Here is a 23,654-nt window from a genome sequence, read left to right as displayed (position 1 = left end):
GATGCAGGTGCCTGAAGCAGTCATCGCCCGCTACCTCGCCCGCCGCGACGAGCCGGTCGAGCACGTCGACGTCATCGTGCTGATGGGATCCGCCGTACTGGAGTCGGTCGAAGTCGCCGCCCGACTCCACCAGGACACGTCCGCGCGGATCCTGATCAGTGGCGGGATCGGCCACTCGACCCATCACCTCGACACCGCGGTCACGCGCCGAGGTCTGCCCGTCGAGATCGGCGGCCGCCCCGAGTCGCACGTCTTCCGCGACCTCCTCACCACGCAGTACGACGTACCGGCGTCAGCCATCGAGGTCGAGGACGAGTCGACGAACTGCGGCGAGAACGCCTCCTTCACCCGCCGCCTCATCGACCAACCAACCACGCTCCTGCTGATCCAGGACCCGACCATGCAACGGCGAACCCACGCCAGCTTCGAGCGCTCCTTCGCCGACCTCCCCGGCACGCACCTCATCAGCCACGCACCGCTCATCCCCTGGATCGGGCCCGGCTTCGTGAGCGCCGGCCCCGATCACCCCGAGATCTGGAGCCTCGAACGCTTCCGCTCCCTCATCCTCGGCGAGATCCAACGCCTCCACGACACCCCCACCGGCTACGGCCCCCGAGGCAAGAACTACCTCGACCACATCGACATCCCACCCGCAGTCCTCACCGCCTACAGCCAGCTAGCCGCCGCCCACCCCGGCCTGATCCGCCCACCCGGCTCCTGACCCAAATGGAACGCCCACAGTGATCCTCCCATCACTGTGGGTGGCCTCGCGGGCGGAAGTACGGCAGGCTTGCTGTCCGAAGAGGGGGATCGACAGTGAGGACCCGAGTTCATGCGTAAACGACTCTCCGCCCTGGCCTCCGTTACCGCCCTGCTCCTGGTGACAGCCGCACCATCCGCGGTCGCCGCCGTGCCACCGACACCCCGGATCGCCGGGACGGTGGCGAGTGGATTCCAGTCCCCATGGGGCCTCGCGGTCCTGCCGGACGGCTCGGCACTGCTCTCCGAGCGAGACACTGGCCTGATCAAGCACGTCACCGCGGCCGGCGTGGTCCGCCAGATCGGCCGCGTCCCGAATGTCCAGCACGGCGGCGAAGGCGGTCTGCTCGGGATCGCGGTCGCATCGACCTTCGGTACCGACCGGCTGCTCTACGCCTACCACACCGCCTCCGGTGACAACCGAGTCGTCCGGATGACTTATGACGGCACCACCCTCGGTACCCCGCAGACCGTCGTCACCGGGATCCCGCGGGCCAACATCCACAATGGCGGCCGGCTCGCCTTCGGGCCCGACGGCTTCCTCTACATCAGCACCGGTGACGCCGCGAACACCGCCAACGCACAGAACCCGAACTCGCTCGGCGGCAAGATCCTCCGGGTCACCCCGACCGGCAGTCCCGCGCCCGGCAACCCGAGCGGAACCCGCGTGTACAGCCTCGGGCACCGCAACGTCCAGGGCCTCGCCTGGGACGAAGGCAACCGGCTCTGGGCCAGCGAGCTCGGCCAGAACACCACCGACGAGCTCAACCAGATCCGGGCCGGCGGCAACTACGGTTGGCCGACCTGCGAAGGCAGCTGCAACGACAGCCGCTTCATCAACCCCCAGGCCACCTGGACGACCGCCCAGGCGTCCCCGTCCGGCCTGGCCTTCTCCCGCAACACCATGTGGATGGCCGCCCTCCGCGGCCAGCGCCTATGGGCCATCCCGGTCCGCGGCGGCGTCCGCGACGGGAACACGGTCGCCAGCTTCACCAACCAGCAAGGCCGTATCCGCACGGTAGCCAACGCCGCCGACGGCTCCCTTTGGGTGATCAGCGAAACCAACGGCAGCATTCTCCGGGTGGTCCTCGGCTGACCACTTCTTCACTCGAAGAGCGTGCCGGGTCAGCTGGCGTGCAACTGCTGGGGGCGTGAACAACAACTGAGGGCCGTGAACAAGGCATAACTTGTTCAAGCCCCCCGCACGGGGTGCACACCCCCGAGATGTGCCCCACGCCAGCAATCCTCCGAGGAACAGGACGTATGCGTGCACTGGATGTCGCCGCCGCGCTCACGGTCGGCGGTCTGGTGGATCAGCAGACGTATACGTCCTGTCCATCGCAGGATGCAGGTCAGCTAGGCGAAGTGGTCGGCCAGAACTCGGGTGAGGGTTTCTGGGGAGAGGGTGTGGAAGGTGCCTTCGTGGCCTTCGGCGGTCGCGTGTGGGAGGGCGGCGGCGGTTTGGCGGATGGACTCTTGTAGCCAGGCCGGGCTGGCGTTGCTGAAGAGCGCGAGCGTCGGTGTGTCGTACGACTTGAGCAGAGCAGTCGGTACGGCGCTGTCGCCCATCTGCAGGGTGTCGTACACGAGGGTCGGCGCCATGGCGACCAGCCCCGGCCACATGGGCGTCTCGCGGATCTGGTCGACGGCCTCCTTTGGCTGACCGACAGCCTCGACCATGAACAGCTCGGCCACCCCAGCCGGGTTCCCAGCCGCGACCAACTCCTGCAGTCGCTCGAGGTACCGCTCCGGCACCGGCGGTGCACCCTCGACCCGGAACGGCGGTTCGACGACAGCGATCCGCTCGAACGGCACACCGGACTGGAGCAGCACCATCACCCCGGACGAGAACGCACAGGCGAACCGTGCGCCCGTTGCCGCCTGCACAGCTGCCAGGTCTTCCCACTCGCGCTCAACCGTGTACGGCGCGGTGTCGCCGGAGTCACCGCGGCCGCGGCGGTCGTAGTTCACCACGGTGAAGGCGGTCGACAGCGCCTCGACGTACGGCGTGAAGTACGCCCGGCCGGTGAACGCACCGGCGATCAGGACCAGACCGGGCCCGCTACCGACCACGTCGTACGCGATCTCGGTGCCGTCCAGTGAAGCGACCTTCTGCATCTCGCTGCCTTTCGTGAAGAAGAAGTCCTTTGCCTGAGCGTCGATCGGCGGGCAGCGAAGCAGACAGCAGCGAATTGTGACCTGGCTCACAGATAGCCAAAGGTTGGTCCAGTCCGTACAGTTGCATTATGTATACAGACAGCTGGTATGCGCGATGCTGTTGAGGCAGCTGGAGTATCTCGTGGCGCTGGCTCGGGAGAAGCACTTCGCCCGGGCGGCCGATGCTTGTTATGTGTCGCAGCCGTCGCTCTCGGCCGCGATCCGCAAGCTCGAGCAGGAGCTCGACGTACCGATCGTACGGCGCGGGCGCCGCTTCGAGGGGCTGACTCCTGAAGGTGAGCGGGTACTGCTGTGGGCCCAGCGAATCCTCGCCGAGCAGGACGCACTGCGACACGAGTTGTCGGTCCTGCGCGGCGGTCTGACCGGCACTCTGCGACTGGGCGCGATCCCGACCGCGATGCCAGTGGTGTCGCTCCTCACGACGCCGTTCTGCGAACGCCATGGGAACGCGCGCGTGACGATCGAGTCGTTGTCGTCCCGCGACATCACGCACAAGCTGGCCGAGTTCGACCTTGATGTCGCGATGACCTATCTCGACGACGACACGCTCGGTCAGGTTCGCAAGACGCCGCTCTACGAGGAGCGCTATCTCCTGCTGACACCGCAGCACTCGCCGCTGGCCGAGGTGCCGATGGCAACGTGGTCGCAGGTTGCCGAGCTGCCGTTGTGCCTGTTGTCGCCGGACATGCGCAACCGCCGGATCATGAACGGCTACTTCACCGACGACGGCGCGATCGCCACACCGGCCATCGAGAGCGACACCGTCTCGGGCCTCTACAGCCACCTGCACGGCAACCACTGGTCGACGGTGATCTCCCATGCCTGGCTGCACATGTTCGGCGTACCGGACGGAATGCGCGTCGTACCGCTGAAGGGCCCGGCCGACGGACCGCGGGTGGGACTGGTGATCGCCGCCCGCAGCCCGGAACCCGTGCTGGCCAGAGCATTACTCGATGTCGCGCGTCAGGCCGGTGTGCACAAAGCCCTCGACGATCTGCTCGATGTGCATTTGATGGGTTCTGGCTATCACGCGATAACGAGCAAGTCTTTGACCGTCGGCACCTAACAGCGGGACTGTGGAATCACCTTACAAACAAGGAGATTCCACATCATGGCGAAGATCCTCTGTGTTCTGTACGACGACCCGGCGACCGGTTACCCGAAGCCATATGCCCGCGATGACATCCCCACGATCACCGGCTATCCCGGTGGTCAGACGGCACCGACCCCGAAGGCGATCGACTTCACACCGGGCGAATTGCTCGGCAGCGTTTCCGGCGAACTCGGCCTGCGCAGCTTCCTGGAAAGTCAGGGGCACACACTGGTCGTGACGTCGGACAAGGACGGCGACGGTTCGGTTCTCGATCGAGAGTTGCCGGATGCCGATGTGGTGATCTCGCAACCATTCTGGCCGGCGTATCTGACCGCCGAGCGGATCGCAAAGGCGCCCAACCTCAAAATCGCGATCACCGCCGGCATCGGCTCCGACCATGTCGATCTCGACGCCGCCGTTCAGCATGGCGTGACAGTTGCCGAGGTCACCTTCAGCAACAGCATCAGCGTCGCCGAGCACGTGGTGATGATGATTCTCGGGCTCGTGCGGAACTACATCCCGTCGTACCAGGTCGTAGTCGACGGTGGCTGGAACATCGCGGATTGCGTGCAGCGGTCGTACGACCTCGAGGGGATGCATGTCGGTACGGTCGCCGCCGGACGGATCGGTACGGCGGTCCTGCGGCGGCTCGCGCCGTTCGACGTTAACCTGCATTACACCGACCGGCACCGGCTGCCGGAGTCAGTCGAGCGCGAGCTGAACCTGACGTTCCACGCGAGCGCGGCCGAGATGGTGCCGCACTGTGACGTCGTGACGATCAACGCGCCGCTGCACCCGGAGACGGAGGGGCTCTTCGGGGAGAAGCTGCTGGCGACGATGAAGCGTGGTTCCTACCTCATCAACACCGCCCGGGCGAAGATCGCCGACCGCGACGCGATCGTCAGCGCCCTGGAGAGCGGGCAGCTGGCCGGATACGCCGGTGATGTCTGGTACCCGCAGCCGGCCCCGGCCGACCACCCGTGGCGGACGATGCCGAACCACGGCATGACCCCACACATCTCCGGCTCATCGCTGTCCGCCCAGGCCCGGTACGCCGCGGGCACCCGCGAGATCCTGGAATCGTGGCTGGCGGGGACCCCGATCCGCGACGAATACCTGATTGTTGACGGTGGGCGACTGGCGGGTACCGGAGCGCATTCGTATTCGACCCGTATGTAAGGCGCATCACGTGAGATGCGGGCATAACCGGTCAGTACACCTGGTTGAATGTATACAGAAGCCAGAATTCAAGAAAGCTCCTCTCGGGAGCAGGAAGGGAAAGCAATGATCTTCACCCGTAGGTTCGGTGCTCTGGCGGCGCGCCCGCAGTTTCCGGATGCCCCGGAGCTGCAGCATGAACTGGACACCCCCGTGGACCTGGATGCCGAGCTCGCCGAGCTGACCAGCACCGACGAGAAGAAGCGCGCCGAGGAATCGGCCGCCTGAATCGCTTGACCCAAGGCTGCGACGAACACTATGTACGGTCATGGCACTTGGTAGACTGTCTACCAAGTGCCATGCTGTTGCCCCAGGCAAACCGGAGGACCTCGATGACGACCATCAGCACAGGAGCGGAACCGGCCGGTGTACGGCACGTCAAGCGGCCGCAACCGTTGCGCGAGTCGGTGTACGAGGCTCTGACCGAGATGATCATCGACGGCACGCTCGAACGCGGCCGGCACCTGGTCGAGGTCGAGCTGGCCGGTCTGCTCGGTGTTTCCCGGCAGCCCGTGCGTGAGGCGCTGCAGCGGCTCAACAACGAAGGTTGGGTGGACCTGCGGCCCGGTTTCGGCGCCATGGTGCACGTCCCGGCCGAGGACGAGGTCGACCAGCTCCTGGCCGCCCGTGCCGCGCTGGAGTCCGAGTCCGCTCGTCTGGCCGCCCGGCACGCCACCAAGGAAGACCTGGCCAAGCTCAAAGAGCTCTGCAAGGTCGGTACGGCGTTCCACGAGTCCGGCGACACCGACGGCGCCGTCCGCACGAACGGCGAACTGCACGCCTTCATCACCCAGATGTCCGGCAACCGCTTCCTGATCGACTTCGCCGCCCAGGTCGACCGCCGCGTCCGCTGGTACTACACCCCGCTGGCCCCCGTCCGCGGCGCCGCTTCCTGGCGCGAACACAGCCGCCTCGTGAAGGCCATCAGCGACGGCGACGAGGACAAGGCCGCCCAGACCATGCGCGAGCACACCGAACACACCCGCAAGGCCTACCACGACCTCCGCGCCACCGAAGGCCCCACCGAGCCGACCCCCGAACCCGAACCCCGCCGCCGACGCCGCACCCTCAGCTGACGCACCTGCACGACCAGGGTGTCGCGACATGGAGATCGGAGAGCGGGGCGAGGTCACTTTCAGCCCAGAGGAAACCGACGCCGTCCGGGCTGCACTGCTCACCATCGAGCACTATGCGACCAACGTCTGGGATCAGATCGAGGTCAGCGCCATCTGCGGCTTCACGGCCGGCAAGTTCGCTTCGCTGAGGCAGCAGCTCGACTCCATCCGAGGCGCCTGAGCGGATCGCTGCGCAGCTCGTTTGCCAGCTGATTTAGGCTCAGGTGGTGTTCGAGTTCGCGATTGAAGATCCTCACCGCATTCGCCTCCGGATCGGGCGATGGCACTTCCGGACTTGGCCGTCTTGGGTTCTGAAGCTGCCGAGCGGGTACCGCGCGCCGGAGTTGATCTACTCCGGCGAGTGGCTCGATGAGGACGACAAGAGCTACGGCCAGATCGGTGCTTTCTTCTCCGAGGAGATGGCGGAGGCTTGTATGGCGCGACTAGAGGCGGGAGGTCGCACCAACTTGGTTGTCAATGCGATCGCGGTCCACTCGCGGATACAGGACTGGGAGTGGGATCGCTGACACAGGCGATCGCCCGCAGGCCCTGGTGGGGTCGGCGGGCGATCGGCAGGGGATGCGGCGTCAGAACTTCAGGGCTACGCCGCGCTTCTTGCGGCCTCGGCCGGTGGCGGCTTTGCGGGCCTCCATGGCGTTGGCGAGGTGGACGTACTGCTCGACGGTACGGCGGGCGTAGCGGTTGTGCTCGAGGATGTGTGGCCACCAGTGGCGGCCGATCTGTTCGTGCATCCAGAGGAAGCCGATCGCGAAGCCCATGCTGAGCAGGGCGCGGAACGCGAGGAACTTCCAGGGTTCGGCGGGCAGGCCGGGGGTGCCGGCGATGACCCATTCGGTGGCGATCGCGTGCACCAGCAGCGAGAGCGGGAACGCGACCACCCAGTAGACCGCGGCCGGGGCGAACACCCCGGCCGGGACTTTGCCTAGGGCAACGAGTACGGCGTACCCGGTGCCGAACACGATCAGTGGCAGGCCCAGGCCGAGGCCGGTGACCAGGGCCACGCCGAGGGACTGTCCGGCGACCGAGCCGAGCAGGCCGGCGACCAGCCCGGCCGCGGCACCCACGACCGCGGCCGGGGCCGTGAACTCTGCGAGTTCCTTGACCGAGGTCATGTCAGCCCACTGCCACGCCGAAGCGGAACAGGCAGTAGAACAACATGCCCAGGTAGAACACCGCGCCGAACCCGATGATCACGTTGCGGATCGGACCGGGCCTGATCGGTTTGGGCAGCAACTTGTTGTTCACCAGGAGCAACACGATGCAGTAGGCGCCCATCGCGAACGTGGACAGGAAGGCGAGCGTGTCCAGGATCCCGGCCGGACCGTCGGCCGGGCCGAACAGGAGGATCAGGATGCCGAAGACGATCACGCCCCACAGGAACCCGGCGTAGATCCGGGACATCGAGAACTTCTTGGCGCCCGGGACGAAGTAGTACGTCATGTCGGCCTGGCCACGGGAGAACGAGTCGAACAGACCCAGGGTCGCGTTCAGTCCGATCAGCGCGATGAAGGCGAAGAACAACGTACCCAGGATCGGCGAACCCGCGGAGGCGAACGCATCCGACATCGCCTGGAGCGCCGCGGACCGCGAGTCGTCCTCCTGGATGATGCTGGCCAGGTTCGGGTTCGTCCGGGCCGCCGACATGGCCAGCACGGTGAACGAGATCGTCACCAGCATCGTGATACCCCAGAAGAGCAGCAGCGCGTCGAACGTGACCCACTTGCGCCAGCCCTTCCACTTCGCCATCTCGGCCGGGTCCTCGGTGTCGAACATGAAGCCCCGCGACGGCATCGCCTCGGCCTCGCCGGAGGCGCGCAGACCGCGGATCTTCGGGATGTGCGCACCCATACCGGCACCGCTGTCGCGCAGTTGCAGCGTGTACCACATCTGCTGCATACCCGACGGTCCGGCAAACGCGATCGATCCGACCACGACCGGGAACCAGACACTCGTCATCGCCTGGTCGGGGAAGTACCCGAAGGCGAACATGCCGGAAATGGTCTTGGCCAGATCGTCCCAGCTACCGACGAGTGCCGCGATGATCGACGTACCGACGACCAGGAAGCCGATCAGCAGGCCGAGGAGTTTCTCGAGGAAGTTGTAGATGACCGACAACATGCTGAACAGGACGCCGACGAACACCAGAGCCACGCACGCCGACACCTGCCAGGGTATTCCGCTCACTTCCTCGAACGCCGCGGCGCCGGCCGACAGGTGACCGGGCCACATGTAGATCAGGATCGCCGCGACGTAGAAGAACCACATCAACGGTTTGAAGATCCGGGCGGCGCCGAAGAAGATGCTCTCCCCGGTCGCCATCGCGTACCGCGCCATCTCCAGCAGCACGAACGCCTGCAGGGTGACGCCGACCATGAACAGCCAGCGGATGTCCGGCCCGAACACCAGGACGAGCCGGGGCCACATGTACGACTCCCCCATGCCCACCCCGAGCGCGACCAGGAAGACGGTCGGGCCGAGGATGTGCAGGGACGGTGGTGCGTCCGGAAGTTTCCGGATCGGCATCGGTTCGAGCCGGCCGGCTTTCCAGACCTTCTCGGTGACGGCCGCCGCGGCGGGCTCGTCGGGGACTTCTGAGGTCTTGCTTGTGACGTCCAAGGCGGACTCCTTAGATCGACGCCAGGCACCTGGAATATGAAAAACCCCCGCTGACTTTCCTCCTCGGAGAGTTACGAACCGAGGGGTCCCGCGTTGCGGGCCCAGCGGTACTTGGCGCCGAGCACCTGAACCGGTGTCTCGGTGGTGTACGGATAGGCGACCACGCCGTGCTCGAACAGGTACTGAGCGGCCTCTTCGACCTCGACGTCACCCGACAGCGAGGCGACGACGGGCTTGTCGATGCCCTTGGCCCGGTACTCCTCGACCACCTCGGCGACCAGCTTCGCGAACACCATCGGCGGTGTCACGATCGTGTGCCAGTAACCGAGGATCAGCGCATGGATCCGCTCGTCTTCCAGACCGAGCGCGACCGTGTTCCGGTACGTCGACGGTGGCTCACCGCCGGTGATGTCGATCGGGTTGCCGGCGGCACCGAACGGCGGGATGAACTTCTTGAACGCCGCGTCCAGATCCGGCGGGATCGTCATCAGCTGCAGGCCGTTGTCGACACAGGCGTCCGAAAGCAGGACACCGGAACCGCCCGCACCGGTGATGATGACGACGTTCTCACCCTTCGGAGTCGGCAGCAGCGGGATCCCGCGGGCGTACTGGAGCATCTCGTTCAGCCCCGGTGCCCGGACCACCCCGCTCTGCCGCAGGATGTCGTCGTACACCTTGTCGTTGCCCGCCAGCGCACCGGTGTGCGAGCTGGCCGCCTTGGCGCCCATGGCGGTGCGGCCGGCCTTGAGCACGACGACCGGCTTCTTCTTCGACACCCGGGCCGCCGTCTCGGCGAACGCCCGGCCGTCCTTCAGATCCTCTAGATGCATGGCGATCAGGTTGGTGTTGTCGTCGTTCTCGAAGAACGTCAGGAGGTCATCCTCGTCGATGTCGGCCTTGTTGCCTACCCCAACGATCGCGGAGACGCCCATCCGGCTGGACCGGCTGAAGCCCAGGATCGCCATCCCGATCCCACCGGACTGTGACGACAACGCAACACTGCCCTGGACGTCGTACGGTGTGCAGAAGGTCGCGCAGAGCTTCTCCGGCAGGTAGTAGTAGCCGTAGATGTTCGGCCCGAGAATCCGGACGTTGTGCTTCCGCGCGATCGCGACGATCTCGTCCTGGAGCTCCTGCTCACCGGTCTCGGCGAACCCGGACGGGATCAGGATCGCCCCGGCCACGCCCTTCTCGCCACACTGCTCGAGCGCTCCGCCGACGAACTTGGCCGGTACGGCGAACACCGCCACGTCCACGTCACCCGGTACGTCGAGGATGCTCGGGAAGGCCTTGAGCCCAAGGACTTCGCCGCCCTTGGGGTTGATCGGGTAGATGTCCCCGGCGTACCCGCCGTTGACCAGGTTCTTCATCACCGAGTTGCCGATCTTGCCGTCCTCGTTGGACGCCCCGATCACGGCGACCGCCCGCGGTTTCATGATCCGCGTCATCGCCGTCAGGATCTCCTCCTGGCTGTACCGCTCGACCGGCTTGCCGGCCTCGGCGTCGACGATGATCCGGAAGTCCACCGCGGTGGCGCCGTCCGGCCCGGCCAGCACCGGGTTCAGGTCCACCTCGGCGAACTGCGGGAAGTCGGTGACCAGGTCGGACAGCCGCTTGACCAGCTCGCCCAGCGCGTCCTTGTCCACCGGCTTGGCGCCGCGAACACCTTCGAGCATCTCGTGGGCGTTGATCCCGTCGATCATCTCCCGCGCCTCGGCGTCGTTCAGCGGCGCGAGCCGGAAGGTGACGTCCTTCAGCACCTCTACCAGGACACCGCCGAGGCCGAAGGCGACGATCTTCCCGAAGGTCTGATCCGTCACCGCCCCGACGATGACCTCCTGGACGTCACCGCCGGTGACCAGCATCTTCTGCACCTGGACACCGCTGATCTGCGCGTCCGCCTTGTACGCCTTGGCGTTCGCGATGATCTGCTCGTACGCCGCCTGGGCCGCCTCGGGACTGTCGACCCCGACCACCACGCCACCCGCGTCGGTCTTGTGCAGGATGTCCGGCGAACTGATCTTGAGGACGACCGGGAACCCGATCTCGGCCGCGAGACCGGCGGCTCCCTCGGCAGTCGTGGCCAGCCCCTCACCCGGCGTCGGGATCCCGTACGCGTCCGCGACCAGCTTGGCCTCGGGCGCGCTCAGCGAGGTGCGGCCGTCCGCCAGAGCCTGGTCGAGGATGGTCTGGACTGCTGCCTTGTCATAGGTCATGCCCTGCACTCCATTTCAGAAGATGGTGGCGTCAGACGACGCCGGCGGCCTTGAGTTCGGAGAGTTCGGCGGTGTCGATCCCGAGCGATCCGTAGACGGCGGAGTTGTGCTCACCGAGACCGGGTGAGGTCTCGATGTCGACCGGGGAGTCGGACAGCTTGATCGGGCAGCCGACGGTCTTGAAGCTGCCGCGCTGCGGGTGCTCGACCTCGACGACGGCGCCGAGCTCGGCCAGCGTCTCGTCCTCGATCAGCTCGCGGGTGGACATGATCGGCCCGCACGGCACGTTCAGCGCGTTGAGCTTGTCCATCACCTCGAACTTGGTGTGCTGCTCGGTCCACTGCTCGATCAGCGCGAACATCTTGTCCAGCTTGTCGAGGCGGGACGCGGGCGTGGCCCAGTCCGGGTCCTCGGCCAGCTCGGGCTTACCGATCAGGTTCGCGATCGGGGCCCAGCCGGGCGGCTGGACGATCACGTAGATGTAGTCGTTCGGCCCACCAGGCGCCGTACGAACCGCCCAGCCCGGCTGGCCGCCGCCGGAGGCGTTCCCGGACCGCGGCACCTCGGTGCCGAAGTTGTCGTTCGGGTACTCCTTCAGCGGGCCGTGCGTCAGCCGCTGCTGGTCACGCAGCTTGACCCGCGTCAGGTTCAGCACGGCCTCCTGCATCGCCACCGAGACGCGCTGGCCCTTGCCGGTGTGCGTGCGCTGATAGAGCGCGGCGAGGATGCCGGCGACCAGGTGGATCCCGGTGCCGGAGTCGCCGATCTGAGCGCCGGTCGCGGTCGGCGGGCCCTCTTCGAAGCCCGTCGTACTCATCGCGCCGCCCATCGCCTGGGCAACCACCTCGTAGGCCTTGAAGTTCTCGTACCGGCCCGGGCCGAAGCCCTTGATCGAGGCGAAGACCAGCTCGGGGTTGATCTCCTGCAGGCGCTCCCAGGTGAAGCCCATCCGGTCGATCGCGCCGGGGGCGAAGTTCTCCACCAGGACGTCGGAGTTCTTCACCAGGTCGACGAAGATCTCCTTGCCCCGCTCGGATTTCATGTTCAGCGTGATGCTGCGCTTGTTGCAGTTCAGCATCGTGAAGTAGAGGCTGTCGACGTCCGGTACGTCGCGCAGCTGCTGGCGGGTGATGTCACCGGTGGGCGCTTCGAGCTTGATCACATCGGCGCCGAGCCAGGCAAGAATCTGGGTGCAGGAAGGTCCGGACTGCACATGCGTCATGTCGAGTACGCGGACACCATCGAGGGCCTTAGACATGGCGGGGTCCTCTCACTTGTACATGGTCTGGTTCATGGTTCCGGGGGCGTACGCGTCCGGGTCGACCCAGACGTTGATCAGCGACGGCAGTCCGGACTCGCGAGCCCGCTGCATGGCCGGCCCGATGTCCTTCGGGTCGCGGACCTCCTCGCCGTACCCGCCGAGGTTGCGCGCGAACTCGTCGTACTTGACGTCGCCGAGGGTGTTGCCGACCCGGCCGCGGTCGTGGCCGTACTTGACCTCCTGGCCGTAGCGGATCTGGTTCATCGACGAGTTGTTGCCGATGACACCGACGAACGGGAGCTTGAAGCGGACCAGGGTCTCGAAGTCCCAGCCGGTCATCGAGAAGGCGCCGTCACCGAACAGCGCGACGACCTCCTTGTCCGGCCGCGCGTACTTCGCCGCGAGCACGAACGGGACGCCGACGCCGAGGGTGCCGAGCGGGCCCGGGTCCATCCAGTGGCCGGGCGACTTCGGCTGGACGACGCCACCGGAGAAGGTGACGATGTCGCCGCCGTCGCCGATGTAGATCGAGTCCTCGGTGAGGAACTCGTTGATCTCGTGCGCGAGCCGCAGCGGGTGGATCGGGTTCGCGTCGGACAGCTGGCGGGGCAGCCGCTTCTGGTACGCCGCCTCCTCCTCCGCACGCAGTTCCTTGAACCAGGCCTTGCGATCCGACTTCCGGACCCGACCCGTCGAGGCCTGCGTGACCGCGGCCAGGATCGCACCCGGGTCGCCGACCAGACCGAGGTCGACATCGCGGTTCTTGCCCACCGTGCGGTAGTCCATGTCGATCTGTACGACGGTCGCCGACTTCGGCAGCCGCCGCCCGTAACCCATCCGGAAGTCGAACGGCGTACCGACGATGATGATCAGGTCGGCGTTGTTGAACCCGTACCGCCGGGACAGGTGGAAGTGGTGCGGGTCGCCTGGGGCGAGCGTGCCGCGGGCGGCGCCGTTCATGAAGGCCGGTACGTCGAGCGCCCGCACGAAGTCGGTGGCCGCGTCGCTGCCGCGCGAGGTCCACACCTGACCACCGAGCAGTACGACGGGCTTCTCGGCGTGCGCGATGAGATCCGCGAGCGCCTCGATCGCGGCCGGGTCGCCGACGCTCTTCGTGGAGGCGCGGTAGTGACCGGCCTCCGGTACGGTCGCGGACTCGACCGGGACCGAACCGTCCAGGATGTCGCGCGGGATCTCCAGGAACGACGGGCCGAGCGCGCCGTTGTAGCACTCGCGGAACGCCATCGAGACCATGTCGGCGGCGCGTGCGGTGTGCGGCACGGTCGCGGCGAACTTGGTGATCGGCGTCATCATGTCGACGTGCGGCAGGTCCTGCAGGGACCCCATCTTGTGCTGGTTCAGTGCGCCCTGGCCGCCGATCAGCAGCATCGGGCTCTCGGCGCGGAAGGCGTTCGCGACACCGGTCACGGCGTTCGTCGTACCGGGGCCGGCGGTGACGACCGCGCAGCCGGGCTTGCCGGTGATCCGCGCGTAGCCGTCGGCCGCGTGCGCGGCGACCTGCTCGTGCCGGACGTCGACGACCGCGATGCCCTCGTCGACGCAGCCGTCGTAGATGTCGATGATGTGGCCGCCGCAGAGGGTGAAGATCACGTCGACCCCCTCGGCCTTCAGGGCCTTGGCGACCAGGTGACCGCCCGAGATCGTCTCCGGCTCCTTCACCTGCGCGACGGACTGGTTCTCCGACACTGTCTGCGCCATCTGCAGTCATCTCCTCGGAAAGAGCCGGGGCTCGGCTTTTGGGGTCAATGTAGATTGCATACCGTATGTGGTAGTCGTAGTCTTATCCCACGCCACGGTGGTTGTCCAGAGGGAGGACTGCATGACAATTCACGAGGAGCTGCACCGAACCCGGACCGCACTGCTGGCCCTCGAGAAGTCCCTTATGTCGTTGAGGAATCACCTGGGTGAGCATCTCGACGTCCTCCGCCTGCTGGACGATCTCGAACGTTGTACGTCGGACCTGCGCCGGCTCGAGGACCAGGTCCAGGTGCCGGTCCGCGGCGAGCTGATGGTGATCCCCGACGACGACCGCGACCATGGGTTGTGGGGCGCCGGGGATGTGGATCATGAGGGAGTCGGAGCTCCGGGGCGCAGAGCGCCGTGACCGGTCATGGGGCCCCCGTTCTGGACTGAGGAGCGCAGGGAGCGAAGCGACTGGAGCGACGAGGGAAGCACGGGAATCAAGGCCCCATGACCCGCTGCGCCGGAGGCGTAGCAAATTGCACCGCCAGGCACTGCTTGAGCAGCTGCCGTAGTCGTAGATCGCGGTCACCGTTCGCCTGGCGAGCGGTGACCGCGATTGCTTCTGCGACTTGTTCGGTGGCGACGAAGGTCCGGTAGAACGGTTCGCTCCAGCCGAACCGGCCAAGGAGAGACAGCCACCAGCGTGGCTCTCCTCGCCCAGTCAAGAGATGCAGCGCGGTCTCGTGCGCTTTGCCGAGCCGCGCTGCCTCGTCTCCGGTCATGTCACCGCCGGCCAGCGCGGTGGACACGCAGAGCGCGACCACCCGCGCCGACACCTCCAGACCGGGGCGGGCGGTGTCGATGAACTTCGGCGCCAGTGGCAGCAGGGCTCGCCGTCCGGCCCGGCTGGAGTGGTCGTGGACGGCCCGGGCCGCCGCGCTCAGAGTCGGATGCACGCAAGACGGCCGATCCGTCCACGGCTCCCGGGCCAGCTTGGACACCAGCTCCATCACACAGGGGTCGGGCCGCACAACGCGCCCGTACTCACTCACTCGTTCGACCCGGCGACCGGCGTACCTAGTTGGGGCCGCACCGGTAGCGCAGGTCGCCCGGGCTGCTTGAGCAATCGCACACTCAGTGCAGCCAGTACGCCGAGCAGTCCCGCGCCGAGGAACAGCGGCCGGTAGCCAACCACCGCGATCACCGAAGCGGCCACTCCGACTCCGACGAGACCGCCGACGGCCTTGGCGGAGTACAGGATCGCCTGGTTCTGCACCAGGCTGTTCTCGCCGAAGAACTCCAGCACGAGGTTGGCCATGATCGCGTAGAACGCTCCGCCACCGAGGCCGGCGAACATCGCGCAGACGACGAACGCCCAACCCACACTCGCCTCACCGGCGACGACCAGGCCGACGTGGGTGAAGCTCTCGACCATCAGTACGGCGGCCAGTACGCGCCGCCGGCCGAATCGGTCGGAGAGCGTGCCTGCGAGTGAGCGGCCGAGACCGTTGACTGCGGCAAGCAATCCGGCGGCGAAGCCCGCGACCGCCATCCCGAGTCCGGTGGCCACTGCGAAGCTCACGACGAAGGCGATGCCGAACAACGACAACGCGGCGCTGATCGCGAGCATCAGCCACATCAGCGGCAGCGCACCGGTCCGCATCGCCTCGGCCGGACGGTAGTGCCGCACGGCAGGTGCGTTGTGCGGGATGCTGCGATTGAGCTTGCGGTCGATCGCCCAGGCCTGCGCGTCGATCGCGGCCGGCCACCAATGCCGCGGCGGATCCTTCAGCAACCCACCACCGATCGCCGTGGCCAGCACCGCGACAACCGCAGTCAGGTCGAAGACAAGCCGCCGACTGCCAGGACTGTCGGCCAGCGTCAGCAACACAATGCTCGGTACGGCGCCGATCGCGAACCCGCCCGTGACGAATCCGATCGTCGATGTCCGCCGATCGGGGAACCAGCGGGCCGAGGTGGTGATGCATGCGGCGTAGACGATGCCGGCGCCGGTTCCGCCGAGCAGGGCGTAGCCGATCACCACGACTGCATAGCTGTCCGCGTGCGCGAGGGTCGCGAGGCCGACGGCGGACAGCAGGCCACCGAGAACCACGAGCTGGGTCGGCGAGGCCCGCCGTACCCGCTGCACCCAGGCGGCCGGAATGGCGACCAGGGCTTGGCAGGCGACGAAGATCGCCAGCAGCCACAGGGTTTGCACCGCGCCCCAACCACGGTCGGACTCGAGACCGAGCGCCGCCGTACCGAACGAGTACTGCAACGGGCTGATGGCGATCATGCAGGCCCACGCGGCCCACAACTGCCAGCGGCGCGAGTGCCCGGTCAGATCGCGAGGATCCTCGCCGACCCGATAGCGCCGGCCGTACACGTCACGCACGTCTCGGGCAGTCACGTGATTCATGTCGCGCCTCCTGACTACTGCATACCGTATGAGATCTGTGGTACTCCTCTCCGCCGTCGGTTGTCCAGACCTGGCGTGTTGCAGCTGCCTCTTGTGACCAGATTGCATACCGCATACAGTCGGCACACGACCGCTCGGATCGGAAGGACTGCCCCTGTGGACCTGATGGAGTACCAAGCCAAAGAGCTGTTCGCACGGCACGGCGTCCCGGTGACGCTCGGCCGCGTGATCGAGGATCCGGCCGACGCGGCCGCAGCCGCCGCGGAACTCGGTGGCCGGGTCGTGGTGAAGGCCCAGGTGAAGACCGGTGGCCGCGGCAAGGCCGGCGGGGTCAAACTCGCCGCCTCCCCCGACGAGGCCGTCGCCCGGGCCGGCGAGATCCTCGGCATGGATATCAAGGGCCACACCGTGCACCGGGTGCTGCTCGCACCGGCCGCCGCGATCGCCGAGGAGTACTACTTCTCCTTCCTCGTCGACCGGGCCAACCGCACGTATCTCTGTATCGCCAGCACCGAAGGCGGTGTGGAGATCGAGGAGGTCGCGCACACGAACCCCGACGCCATCGCGAAGGTGGCTATTGATCCGGCGGTCGGTGTCGACGAGGCCAAGGCGGCGGAGATCGTGGCCGCGGCCGGATTCCCCGCCGGCGCGGAGGACGTCGTACGGCGGCTGTGGGATGTGTTCATCGCCGAGGACGCCACGCTGGTCGAGGTGAACCCGTTGGTGAAACTGGCCGACGGATCGCTCGAAGCGCTGGACGGGAAGGTGACGCTGGACGACAGTACGGCGTACCGGCATCCGGATCATGCCGCCTTCGAGGACCGCGCCCCCGCGGATCCGCTCGAGGCGGCCGCGCACGACAAGGGCCTGAACTACGTCAAGCTCGACGGCTCGGTCGGCATCATCGGGAACGGCGCCGGGCTCGTCATGTCGACCCTCGACGTGGTCGCGTACGCCGGTTCGCAGTACGGCGTGAAGCCCGCGAACTTCCTGGATATCGGCGGCGGCGCCTCGGCCGAGGTGATGGCGAACGGCCTCGGGATCATCCTGAGCGATGCGCAGGTGCGCAGTGTGTTCGTGAACGTCTTCGGCGGGATCACTGCGTGCGACGCGGTCTCGAACGGGATCGTCCAGGCGCTCGAACTGCTCGGCGCTGCCGCCGACAAGCCACTGGTGGTTCGGCTCGACGGGAACAGCGTCGAGGAGGGCCGCCGGATCCTTGCCCAGGCCAACCATCCGCTGGTGACCGTGGTCGACACGATGGACGGCGCCGCGGCCAAGGCCGCCGAGCTCGCCGCCGCTTGAGACTGAAGGGACTTATCTGATGGCGATCTTCCTGACCGAGAAGAGCCGCGTCGTCGTCCAGGGGATGACCGGCGCCGAAGGACAGAAACACACCAGCCGGATGCTTGCCGCCGGCACCGATATCGTCGGCGGCGTGACGCCGGGCAAGGGCGGCCAGTCGGTCGACTTCGCGAAACGCTCGATCCCGGTCTACGGGTCGTGCGCGGACGCGGTCGCGGCGACCGGTGCGGACGTGTCGGTGGTGTTCGTGCCGCCGCGGTTCACCAAGGGTGCGGTGATCGAGGCGGTGGACGCCGGGATCCCGCTGGTGGTGGTGATCACCGAGGGCGTGCCGGTCCACGACACGGCTGCCTTCTTCGCCCACGCTTCCGCTGCGGGAGTCCGCGTGATCGGGCCGAACTGCCCGGGAATCATCAGCCCGGGACAGGCGAACGCCGGCATCATCCCGGCCGACATCGCCGGACCCGGACGGATCGGGCTGGTCTCGAAGTCGGGGACGCTGACCTACCAGATGATGTACGAACTGCGGGACTTCGGCTTCTCCACCGCGATCGGGATCGGCGGTGACCCGATCATCGGGACCACCCACATCGACGCCCTGCAAGCGTTTCAGGACGACCCCGACACCGACGCGATCGTGATGATCGGCGAGATCGGCGGCGACGCCGAGGAGCGGGCGGCGGCGTACATCGCGGCCCACGTCACCAAGCCGGTGGTCGGGTACGTGGCGGGCTTCACCGCCCCGGAGGGCAAGACCATGGGCCACGCCGGCGCGATTGTCTCCGGCTCCTCCGGCACCGCAGCCGCCAAGCAGGAGGCGCTTGAGGCGGCCGGCGTTCGCGTCGGCAAGACCCCCACCGAAACCGCCGAACTCCTCCGCTCAGTGCTGGTTGCTGTATGACCGCCATCGGGTTCATCGGCCTGGGGATCATGGGCTCGCACATGGCGGCGAACCTCATCGCCGCGGGACACGCGGTGACCGGGTACGACGTCGTACCGGCGGCTGTGGATCGCCTGGCTCAGGCCGGAGGCAAACCGGCTCCCGACATCGCCTCGGCCGTCGCCGGGGCCGAGGTCGTGATCACGATGCTGCCGGACTCACCGCAGGTCGCCGAGGTCGTGCTCGGCCCGGACGGCGTACTGTCGGCGATCGAGTCCGGCGTACTGCTGATCGATATGAGCTCGATCGCCCCGGAGACCTCGATCGCCGTCGCGGCGGCCGGTGCCGAGCGCGGCGTACAGGTCCTGGACGCACCGGTCAGCGGTGGCGAACAAGGTGCCATCAAGGCCTCGCTGTCCATCATGGTCGGCGGTTCGGCCGAGGACTTCGAAACCGCCCGCCCGATCTTCGAGGCCCTCGGCCGCACCATCGTGCACGTCGGCCCGCACGGCTCCGGTCAGACAGTGAAGGCCGCCAACCAGCTGATGGTCGCCGGCATCATCTCTTTGGTCTCCGAAGCCATCGTCCTGCTCGAAGCCTCGGGCGTCGACAGCACTCGGGGTCTCGAAGTCCTCGCCGGTGGGCTGGCCGGCAACCGCATCCTCGACCTGAAGTCGACCACCATGCTGGCCCGCGAGTTCACGCCCGGCTTCCGCATCGACCTCCACCACAAAGACATGGGCATCGCCCTGGCCTCAGCCCGAGCCGCCGGCGTCTCGCTCCCCGTCACCGGCGTCGTGGCCCAACTAGTAGCCGCAGCCCGCTCCCAAGGTCACGGTTCCCTGGACCACTCAGCCCTCCTCAAAACCATCGAGTCACTGTCCCGGTGAGGTGGTGCTCGCCCGGATGATCAGTTCGGTCGGTACGGCGATCGGCTGCGGTTCGCCGTTCGCCAAGGTGGTGAGCAGGGACTCGACTGAGTAGCGACCGAGTTCGGCGAAGCACTGGCGGACTGTGGTCAGAGGCGGCCAGAAGTGCGCGGACTCCTCCATGTCGTCGAAGCCCACCACGCTCACCTGGGTCGGGACCTGACGGTTGTGTTCGTGGAGTGCGCGCAGCACGCCGAGCGCCATCTGGTCATTGGCGGCGAAGACGGCGGTGACCGATGGGTCCGCCGCCAGCGCGCGGCCGGCCTCGTAGCCGGACTGCGCGGTCCAGTCGCCGAAGTGGGGCGGGGGCAGCTCGCGACCGTGGTCGATCAGCGTCTGCTCCCAACCATGACGACGATGAGCAGCCGGGTACGACGTCCGCGGGCCACCGACGTGATGAACCGTCCGGTGGCCCAGCTCGAGCAGGTGGACCACGGCCTGCCGGGCGCCATCGAACTGGTCGGTGTCGACCACCGGATAGTCGTAGTGCGCGCTGGAGTCGACGATCACCACGGCCAGCCCGTGCGGTAGCTGCACGCCGGCCTCGTCGAGGAGGTAGGCCTCGGTCAGGATGATGACGCCGTCGACCGCCTGCGCGCTGAGTCGGTTGAACGCGTCGTTGACCGCGCGCTGGTTGATGTCCAGGACCGGCATCAGGTTGACCGAGTAGCCGCGCTCGGTGGCGGCGGTCGCGATCGCGTCGAGGACGCGCGTCGTACCGAAGGTCGAGAGCTCGAAGACGATCACGCCGATGCCCCGGAACTCGCCGTTCCGCAACGCCCTCGCAGCCCCGTTCGGCCGATAGCCGAGCTCTCGCATGGCAGCCCGCACCCGGGCTCGCGTGGTCGCGTCCACGTTGGTTCGGTTGTTGGCCACCCGGGACACGGTCTGCCCGGAGACCCCCGCGAGGGCGGCGACGTCGGCCATCGAGGGCCCGCGCCGCGGTCGTCCCGTCGTACCCAAACTTCCCCCATCCGGCCGTGTTTACGTGAACACTACGACCGGACAAGGACGTTGAGAAGTGACCGGCGGTTCCGGAACTTGGTGGGTGGTGCAGGTCCGCCCCGGCCGTCGCTGTGGGCCGGAGCGGACCTGATTCAGGAGCGCACCGGGGCGGGCGCGGCGGTGGGGGCGTGGGCGATGGCCGGGCCGGTACCGATCTTGCGAGACAGCAGGTCGGCGACCGCATGGACGGCGCGGAGCGTCGGCGCCGGCGTACCGGTGAGGTCGGCGAGCTCGACGACGGCGGCCAGGATGACGTCGAGTTCGAGCGGCTTGTCCTTCTCGAGGTCCTGCAGCATCGACGTCTTGTGCTCGCCGACCCGCTCGGCGCCGTCGATCCGCTTGTCCACCGAGATCTCCGGCGTGCAACCGACCGCGGCCGCGATCTCCAGCGACTCCTCCATCATCAGCCGGATCATCGCCCGGGTGCCCTGGTGGGTCGCGATCTCGACCATGGTCGCCCGGGCCAGCGCGCTGATCGGATTGAACGCCGCATTGCCGAGCAGCTTGATCCAGATGTCCTTGCGGATGTCGTCCTCGACCGGGCACTTCAGCCCGCCGGCGATCATCGCGTCGCTGAACTCCGTGCACCGGGCGGAGATTCCACCACCGGGCTCACCGATCGAGAACCGGGTGCCCTCCAGATGCCGAACCAGCCCTGGTCCTTCGAGCTCGGTCGAGCAGTACACGACGCACCCGACCGCCCGGTCGAGCGAGATCACCTTCGTCACCGAGCCGTCCGGATCCACGGACTCGATCCGGCGACCCTCGTACGGGCCCTTCAGTCCGTGGAAGTACCACCACGGGATGCCGTTCTGCGCTGCGATCACCGCGGTCTTGTCGTGCAGCAACGGCTCCAGCAGCGGTCCGGCCGAGGCGTACGAGTTCGCCTTCAGGCCGAGGAACACGAAGTCCACCGGTCCCACCTCGGCCGGGTCGTCCGTGGCCGGGGTCCGCGCCTCGAAGTCGCCACGTGGGCTGAGGACCCGAACACCGTCGCGCCGGATCGCCTCCAGATGCGCACCGCGCGCGATCAGGTGCACCTCGGTCCCACCACGGTGCAACGCAGCGCCGACGTACGCACCGATCGCCCCGGCGCCGAGAACCGCAACCTTCATCGTCATCACTCCCTCGGCCCGGACGCCGTCGGCACCGGGTGCCGTACGTCGGTCAGTTCGTCGAACTCGACCACCTTGTCGATCTCGGTGCCCATGGCAACGTTCGTGATGCGCTCGAGGATCACCTCGACGACCACCGGCACCTTGTATTCGGCCAGCAGCTTCTTCGCCTCATCCAGTGCGGGCTGGATGCCGTCGGGTTCGAACACGCGCAACGCCTTGCAGCCAAGGCCTTCGGCCACCTTCACGTGGTCGACGCCGTACCCGGCGAGCTCCGGCGTGTTGATGTTGTCGAAGGCAAGCTGTACGCAGAAGTCCATATCGAAGTTGCGCTGCGCCTGCCGGATCAGCCCGAGGTACGCATTGTTCACGACCACATGGATGTACGGAATGTTGAACTGGGCACCGACCGCCAGTTCCTCGATCAGGAACTGGAAGTCGTAGTCGCCCGATAGCGCGACCACCGGCGTCTCCGGATCCGCCACCGCGACCCCGAGTGCAGCCGGCCCGGTCCACCCCAGCGGACCGGCCTGGCCGGCGTTGATCCAGTGCCTCGGCCGATACACGTGCAACATCTGCGCGGCCTGGATCTGCGACAACCCGATCGTCGACACATACCGCGTCTCCGGCCCGAAGGCGTTGTTCATCTCCTGGTACACACGCTGCGGCTTGATCGGCACATCATCGAAGTCGGTACGGCGTCGCAGTCGCGCCTTGCGGTCCCGGCAAGCGGCCGCCCATTCGGAGCGATCGTCCAGCGGCGCCTGTTGCCGCGCGACATGGATGAGCACCTCGAGCGCAGCCTTCGCGTCGGACACGATCCCGAGATCCGGCGCGAACACCCGACCGATCTGCGTCGGCTCGATATCGATATGAACGAACTTCCGCCCGGCCCGATAGGTGTCGAGCCCACCGGTGTGCCGATTGGCCCAGCGGTTCCCGATCCCGATCACCAGGTCGGCCGCCAGCATCGTCTGGTTGCCGTAGCGATGCGACGTCTGCAGACCGACCATCCCAGCCATCAGCCGGTGGTCGTCCGGAATCGTCCCCCAGCCCATGAGGGTCGGTACGACGGGCACGTTCGCCAGCTCGGCGAATTCGACCAGCAGGTCGGCCGCGTCCGCGTTGACGATCCCGCCACCGGCCACGATCAACGGCCGTTCCGCCTGCGCGAGCATTTCCAGCACCGCCTTCGCCTGCGCGACGCTTGCTCTTGGCGTTGCCACCGGCAACGATGTGTACAGCTCCGGGTCGAAGTCGATCTCGGTGAGCTGCACATCGAGCGGCAGATCGATCAGTACCGGCCCCGGCCGGCCCGACCGCATCAGCTGGAACGCCTTCTGAAACGCGCCCGGTACCTGCGCGGCCTCCATCACCGTGACCGCCCACTTCGCTACGGGGGCAGCGATCGACGAGATGTCGACGGCTTGGAAGTCCTCCTTGTGCAGCTTGGCCACGGGTGCCTGGCCGGTGATACAGAGGATCGGGATCGAGTCGGCGCTGGCCGAATACAGTCCGGTGATCATGTCAGTTCCGGCCGGTCCCGACGTACCGACGCAGACGCCGATATTGCCGGCCTGGGCCCGGGTGTAGCCCTCCGCCATGTGCGAGGCGCCCTCGACGTGCCTAGCAAGTACGTGGCGCAACTCGCCCTGGGCGCGGACGGCGGAGTAGAACGGGTTGATGGCCGCTCCGGGCAGGCCGAACAGGTGGGTGACGCCTTCGCGGCGGAGGATCTCCACGGCAGCGCGGGCAGCGGTCATTCGGGGCATACCAGCTCCAATCGAGCGGAAGACGCTGTGCTTCAGGCAGACGAAGGG

Annotated in this window: 23 protein-coding genes; 12 read left to right on the top strand and 11 right to left on the bottom strand. The window is 67.2% G+C overall.

Going from position 1 to position 23,654, the window contains the following annotated elements; translation table 11 throughout:
• The first annotated feature begins 7 nt into the window (after window positions 1–7).
• Together ACFTSF_RS26525 and ACFTSF_RS26520 are read left to right on the top strand one after the other, a co-directional pair.
• The gene (locus tag ACFTSF_RS26525; protein WP_380156509.1) at window positions 8–721 is read left to right on the top strand and encodes a YdcF family protein; all 714 of its coding nucleotides are present in this window, start codon (window positions 8–10) and stop codon (window positions 719–721) included.
• Between the two features lie 111 nt (window positions 722–832).
• Window positions 833–1,855 carry a PQQ-dependent sugar dehydrogenase gene (locus ACFTSF_RS26520; RefSeq protein ID WP_380156507.1) on the top strand — a complete coding sequence of 341 codons (1,023 nt, stop codon included), beginning with the start codon at window positions 833–835 and terminating at the stop codon, window positions 1,853–1,855.
• Window positions 1,856–2,115: 260 nt separating this feature from the next.
• Here ACFTSF_RS26520 and ACFTSF_RS26515 read toward each other — a convergent pair whose 3' ends face one another.
• The gene (locus ACFTSF_RS26515) at window positions 2,116–2,967 is read right to left on the bottom strand and encodes an alpha/beta fold hydrolase (RefSeq protein ID WP_380156505.1); all 852 of its coding nucleotides are present in this window, start codon (window positions 2,965–2,967) and stop codon (window positions 2,116–2,118) included.
• Between the two features lie 64 nt (window positions 2,968–3,031).
• Between ACFTSF_RS26515 and ACFTSF_RS26510 the strand changes: the two genes are divergently transcribed.
• The 6 genes from ACFTSF_RS26510 to ACFTSF_RS26485 all read left to right on the top strand — a co-directional run bounded on the left by ACFTSF_RS26510 (window position 3,032) and on the right by ACFTSF_RS26485 (window position 6,890).
• Complete coding sequence (locus ACFTSF_RS26510) at window positions 3,032–4,003, top strand: LysR family transcriptional regulator (protein ID WP_344159111.1); 972 nt, start codon at window positions 3,032–3,034, stop codon at window positions 4,001–4,003.
• Between the two features lie 45 nt (window positions 4,004–4,048).
• A complete protein-coding gene (locus ACFTSF_RS26505) occupies window positions 4,049–5,209 on the top strand; it encodes an NAD-dependent formate dehydrogenase (RefSeq protein ID WP_380156502.1) in 1,161 nt (386 codons plus the stop codon).
• A gap of 105 nt (window positions 5,210–5,314) precedes the next feature.
• Window positions 5,315–5,476 carry a hypothetical protein gene (locus tag ACFTSF_RS26500; protein ID WP_344159107.1) on the top strand — a complete coding sequence of 54 codons (162 nt, stop codon included), beginning with the start codon at window positions 5,315–5,317 and terminating at the stop codon, window positions 5,474–5,476.
• A 104-nt stretch (window positions 5,477–5,580) separates the two neighbouring features.
• Entirely contained in the window at window positions 5,581–6,324 is a 744-nt protein-coding gene (locus tag ACFTSF_RS26495) for a GntR family transcriptional regulator (RefSeq protein WP_380156500.1), read from the top strand.
• A gap of 28 nt (window positions 6,325–6,352) precedes the next feature.
• On the top strand, window positions 6,353–6,544 hold the full coding sequence (locus ACFTSF_RS26490) for a hypothetical protein (protein ID WP_380156498.1): 192 nt from the start codon (window positions 6,353–6,355) through the stop codon (window positions 6,542–6,544).
• Window positions 6,545–6,590: 46 nt separating this feature from the next.
• On the top strand, window positions 6,591–6,890 hold the full coding sequence (locus ACFTSF_RS26485) for a hypothetical protein (protein ID WP_380156497.1): 300 nt from the start codon (window positions 6,591–6,593) through the stop codon (window positions 6,888–6,890).
• Window positions 6,891–6,950: 60 nt separating this feature from the next.
• On the opposite strand, the gene ACFTSF_RS26480 is transcribed toward ACFTSF_RS26485, so the two are convergent.
• The 5 genes from ACFTSF_RS26480 to ACFTSF_RS26460 form a co-directional block, all read right to left on the bottom strand.
• Window positions 6,951–7,496, bottom strand: coding sequence for a hypothetical protein (locus tag ACFTSF_RS26480; protein ID WP_344159103.1), 546 nt, complete (start codon window positions 7,494–7,496; stop codon window positions 6,951–6,953).
• Between the two features lies 1 nt (window position 7,497).
• Entirely contained in the window at window positions 7,498–9,000 is a 1,503-nt protein-coding gene (locus ACFTSF_RS26475; protein WP_380156495.1) for an Nramp family divalent metal transporter, read from the bottom strand.
• Window positions 9,001–9,071: 71 nt separating this feature from the next.
• Complete coding sequence (locus ACFTSF_RS26470; protein WP_380156493.1) at window positions 9,072–11,216, bottom strand: acetate--CoA ligase family protein; 2,145 nt, start codon at window positions 11,214–11,216, stop codon at window positions 9,072–9,074.
• Between the two features lie 31 nt (window positions 11,217–11,247).
• A complete protein-coding gene (gene frc, locus ACFTSF_RS26465; RefSeq protein ID WP_380156491.1) occupies window positions 11,248–12,474 on the bottom strand; it encodes a formyl-CoA transferase in 1,227 nt (408 codons plus the stop codon).
• A gap of 12 nt (window positions 12,475–12,486) precedes the next feature.
• Window positions 12,487–14,196: a thiamine pyrophosphate-binding protein gene (locus ACFTSF_RS26460; RefSeq protein ID WP_344159095.1), complete on the bottom strand. Its 1,710-nt coding sequence runs from the start codon at window positions 14,194–14,196 to the stop codon at window positions 12,487–12,489.
• A gap of 121 nt (window positions 14,197–14,317) precedes the next feature.
• On the opposite strand from ACFTSF_RS26460, the gene ACFTSF_RS26455 reads away from it, so the two are divergent.
• Window positions 14,318–14,602 carry a hypothetical protein gene (locus ACFTSF_RS26455; protein WP_344159093.1) on the top strand — a complete coding sequence of 95 codons (285 nt, stop codon included), beginning with the start codon at window positions 14,318–14,320 and terminating at the stop codon, window positions 14,600–14,602.
• Between the two features lie 76 nt (window positions 14,603–14,678).
• Here ACFTSF_RS26455 and ACFTSF_RS26450 read toward each other — a convergent pair whose 3' ends face one another.
• A complete protein-coding gene (locus ACFTSF_RS26450; protein WP_380156488.1) occupies window positions 14,679–15,233 on the bottom strand; it encodes a hypothetical protein in 555 nt (184 codons plus the stop codon).
• Complete coding sequence (locus ACFTSF_RS26445) at window positions 15,230–16,600, bottom strand: OFA family MFS transporter (protein ID WP_380156486.1); 1,371 nt, start codon at window positions 16,598–16,600, stop codon at window positions 15,230–15,232. The genes ACFTSF_RS26450 and ACFTSF_RS26445 overlap by 4 nt, the downstream gene beginning before the upstream one ends.
• A 156-nt stretch (window positions 16,601–16,756) precedes the next feature.
• Here ACFTSF_RS26445 and sucC point away from each other — a divergent pair, with 156 nt between their 5' ends.
• The 3 genes from sucC to ACFTSF_RS26430 are packed head-to-tail and all read left to right on the top strand — an operon-like array spanning window position 16,757 to window position 19,675.
• Window positions 16,757–17,905 carry an ADP-forming succinate--CoA ligase subunit beta gene (gene sucC / locus ACFTSF_RS26440; protein ID WP_380156484.1) on the top strand — a complete coding sequence of 383 codons (1,149 nt, stop codon included), beginning with the start codon at window positions 16,757–16,759 and terminating at the stop codon, window positions 17,903–17,905.
• Window positions 17,906–17,924: 19 nt separating this feature from the next.
• Window positions 17,925–18,806 carry a succinate--CoA ligase subunit alpha gene (gene sucD, locus ACFTSF_RS26435; protein WP_380156482.1) on the top strand — a complete coding sequence of 294 codons (882 nt, stop codon included), beginning with the start codon at window positions 17,925–17,927 and terminating at the stop codon, window positions 18,804–18,806.
• On the top strand, window positions 18,803–19,675 hold the full coding sequence (locus ACFTSF_RS26430; protein ID WP_380156481.1) for a 2-hydroxy-3-oxopropionate reductase: 873 nt from the start codon (window positions 18,803–18,805) through the stop codon (window positions 19,673–19,675). The genes sucD and ACFTSF_RS26430 overlap by 4 nt, the downstream gene beginning before the upstream one ends.
• On the opposite strand, the gene ACFTSF_RS26425 is transcribed toward ACFTSF_RS26430, so the two are convergent.
• From ACFTSF_RS26425 to gcl, 3 genes are all read right to left on the bottom strand, one after another.
• Window positions 19,661–20,641: a LacI family DNA-binding transcriptional regulator gene (locus tag ACFTSF_RS26425; RefSeq protein WP_380156479.1), complete on the bottom strand. Its 981-nt coding sequence runs from the start codon at window positions 20,639–20,641 to the stop codon at window positions 19,661–19,663. The two genes, ACFTSF_RS26430 and ACFTSF_RS26425, sit on opposite strands and share 15 nt — an antisense overlap.
• 170 nt (window positions 20,642–20,811) lie before the next feature.
• Complete coding sequence (locus ACFTSF_RS26420) at window positions 20,812–21,834, bottom strand: 2-dehydropantoate 2-reductase (protein ID WP_380156477.1); 1,023 nt, start codon at window positions 21,832–21,834, stop codon at window positions 20,812–20,814.
• 5 nt (window positions 21,835–21,839) lie between these two features.
• A complete protein-coding gene (gene gcl / locus ACFTSF_RS26415) occupies window positions 21,840–23,606 on the bottom strand; it encodes a glyoxylate carboligase (RefSeq protein ID WP_380156475.1) in 1,767 nt (588 codons plus the stop codon).
• Between the last annotated feature and the right edge of the window lie 48 nt (window positions 23,607–23,654).

It is taken from the genome of Kribbella sp. NPDC056951, assembly GCF_042674205.1.
In the GTDB taxonomy this organism is placed as follows: domain Bacteria; phylum Actinomycetota; class Actinomycetes; order Propionibacteriales; family Kribbellaceae; genus Kribbella; species Kribbella yunnanensis.
The sequence above is the reverse complement of the archived record's forward strand: the minus strand, read 5'-3'. Positions and strand labels throughout refer to the sequence as shown.

What these genes read in the sequence shown, in the direction of transcription:
- ACFTSF_RS26520 (WP_380156507.1), top strand. Translation starts at nt 833, where the DNA reads ATGCGTAAACGACTCTCCGCCCTGGCCTCCGTTACCGCCCTGCTCCTG.
- ACFTSF_RS26510 (WP_344159111.1), top strand. Translation starts at nt 3,032, where the DNA reads ATGCTGTTGAGGCAGCTGGAGTATCTCGTGGCGCTGGCTCGGGAGAAG.
- ACFTSF_RS26505 (WP_380156502.1), top strand. Translation starts at nt 4,049, where the DNA reads ATGGCGAAGATCCTCTGTGTTCTGTACGACGACCCGGCGACCGGTTAC.
- ACFTSF_RS26500 (WP_344159107.1), top strand. Translation starts at nt 5,315, where the DNA reads ATGATCTTCACCCGTAGGTTCGGTGCTCTGGCGGCGCGCCCGCAGTTT.
- ACFTSF_RS26495 (WP_380156500.1), top strand. Translation starts at nt 5,581, where the DNA reads ATGACGACCATCAGCACAGGAGCGGAACCGGCCGGTGTACGGCACGTC.
- ACFTSF_RS26490 (WP_380156498.1), top strand. Translation starts at nt 6,353, where the DNA reads ATGGAGATCGGAGAGCGGGGCGAGGTCACTTTCAGCCCAGAGGAAACC.
- ACFTSF_RS26480 (WP_344159103.1), bottom strand. Translation starts at nt 7,496, where the DNA reads ATGACCTCGGTCAAGGAACTCGCAGAGTTCACGGCCCCGGCCGCGGTC.
- ACFTSF_RS26470 (WP_380156493.1), bottom strand. Translation starts at nt 11,216, where the DNA reads ATGACCTATGACAAGGCAGCAGTCCAGACCATCCTCGACCAGGCTCTG.
- frc (WP_380156491.1), bottom strand. Translation starts at nt 12,474, where the DNA reads ATGTCTAAGGCCCTCGATGGTGTCCGCGTACTCGACATGACGCATGTG.
- ACFTSF_RS26460 (WP_344159095.1), bottom strand. Translation starts at nt 14,196, where the DNA reads ATGGCGCAGACAGTGTCGGAGAACCAGTCCGTCGCGCAGGTGAAGGAG.
- ACFTSF_RS26455 (WP_344159093.1), top strand. Translation starts at nt 14,318, where the DNA reads ATGACAATTCACGAGGAGCTGCACCGAACCCGGACCGCACTGCTGGCC.
- ACFTSF_RS26445 (WP_380156486.1), bottom strand. Translation starts at nt 16,600, where the DNA reads ATGAATCACGTGACTGCCCGAGACGTGCGTGACGTGTACGGCCGGCGC.
- sucD (WP_380156482.1), top strand. Translation starts at nt 17,925, where the DNA reads ATGGCGATCTTCCTGACCGAGAAGAGCCGCGTCGTCGTCCAGGGGATG.
- ACFTSF_RS26430 (WP_380156481.1), top strand. Translation starts at nt 18,803, where the DNA reads ATGACCGCCATCGGGTTCATCGGCCTGGGGATCATGGGCTCGCACATG.
- ACFTSF_RS26425 (WP_380156479.1), bottom strand. Translation starts at nt 20,641, where the DNA reads ATGGCCGACGTCGCCGCCCTCGCGGGGGTCTCCGGGCAGACCGTGTCC.
- ACFTSF_RS26420 (WP_380156477.1), bottom strand. Translation starts at nt 21,834, where the DNA reads ATGAAGGTTGCGGTTCTCGGCGCCGGGGCGATCGGTGCGTACGTCGGC.
- gcl (WP_380156475.1), bottom strand. Translation starts at nt 23,606, where the DNA reads ATGCCCCGAATGACCGCTGCCCGCGCTGCCGTGGAGATCCTCCGCCGC.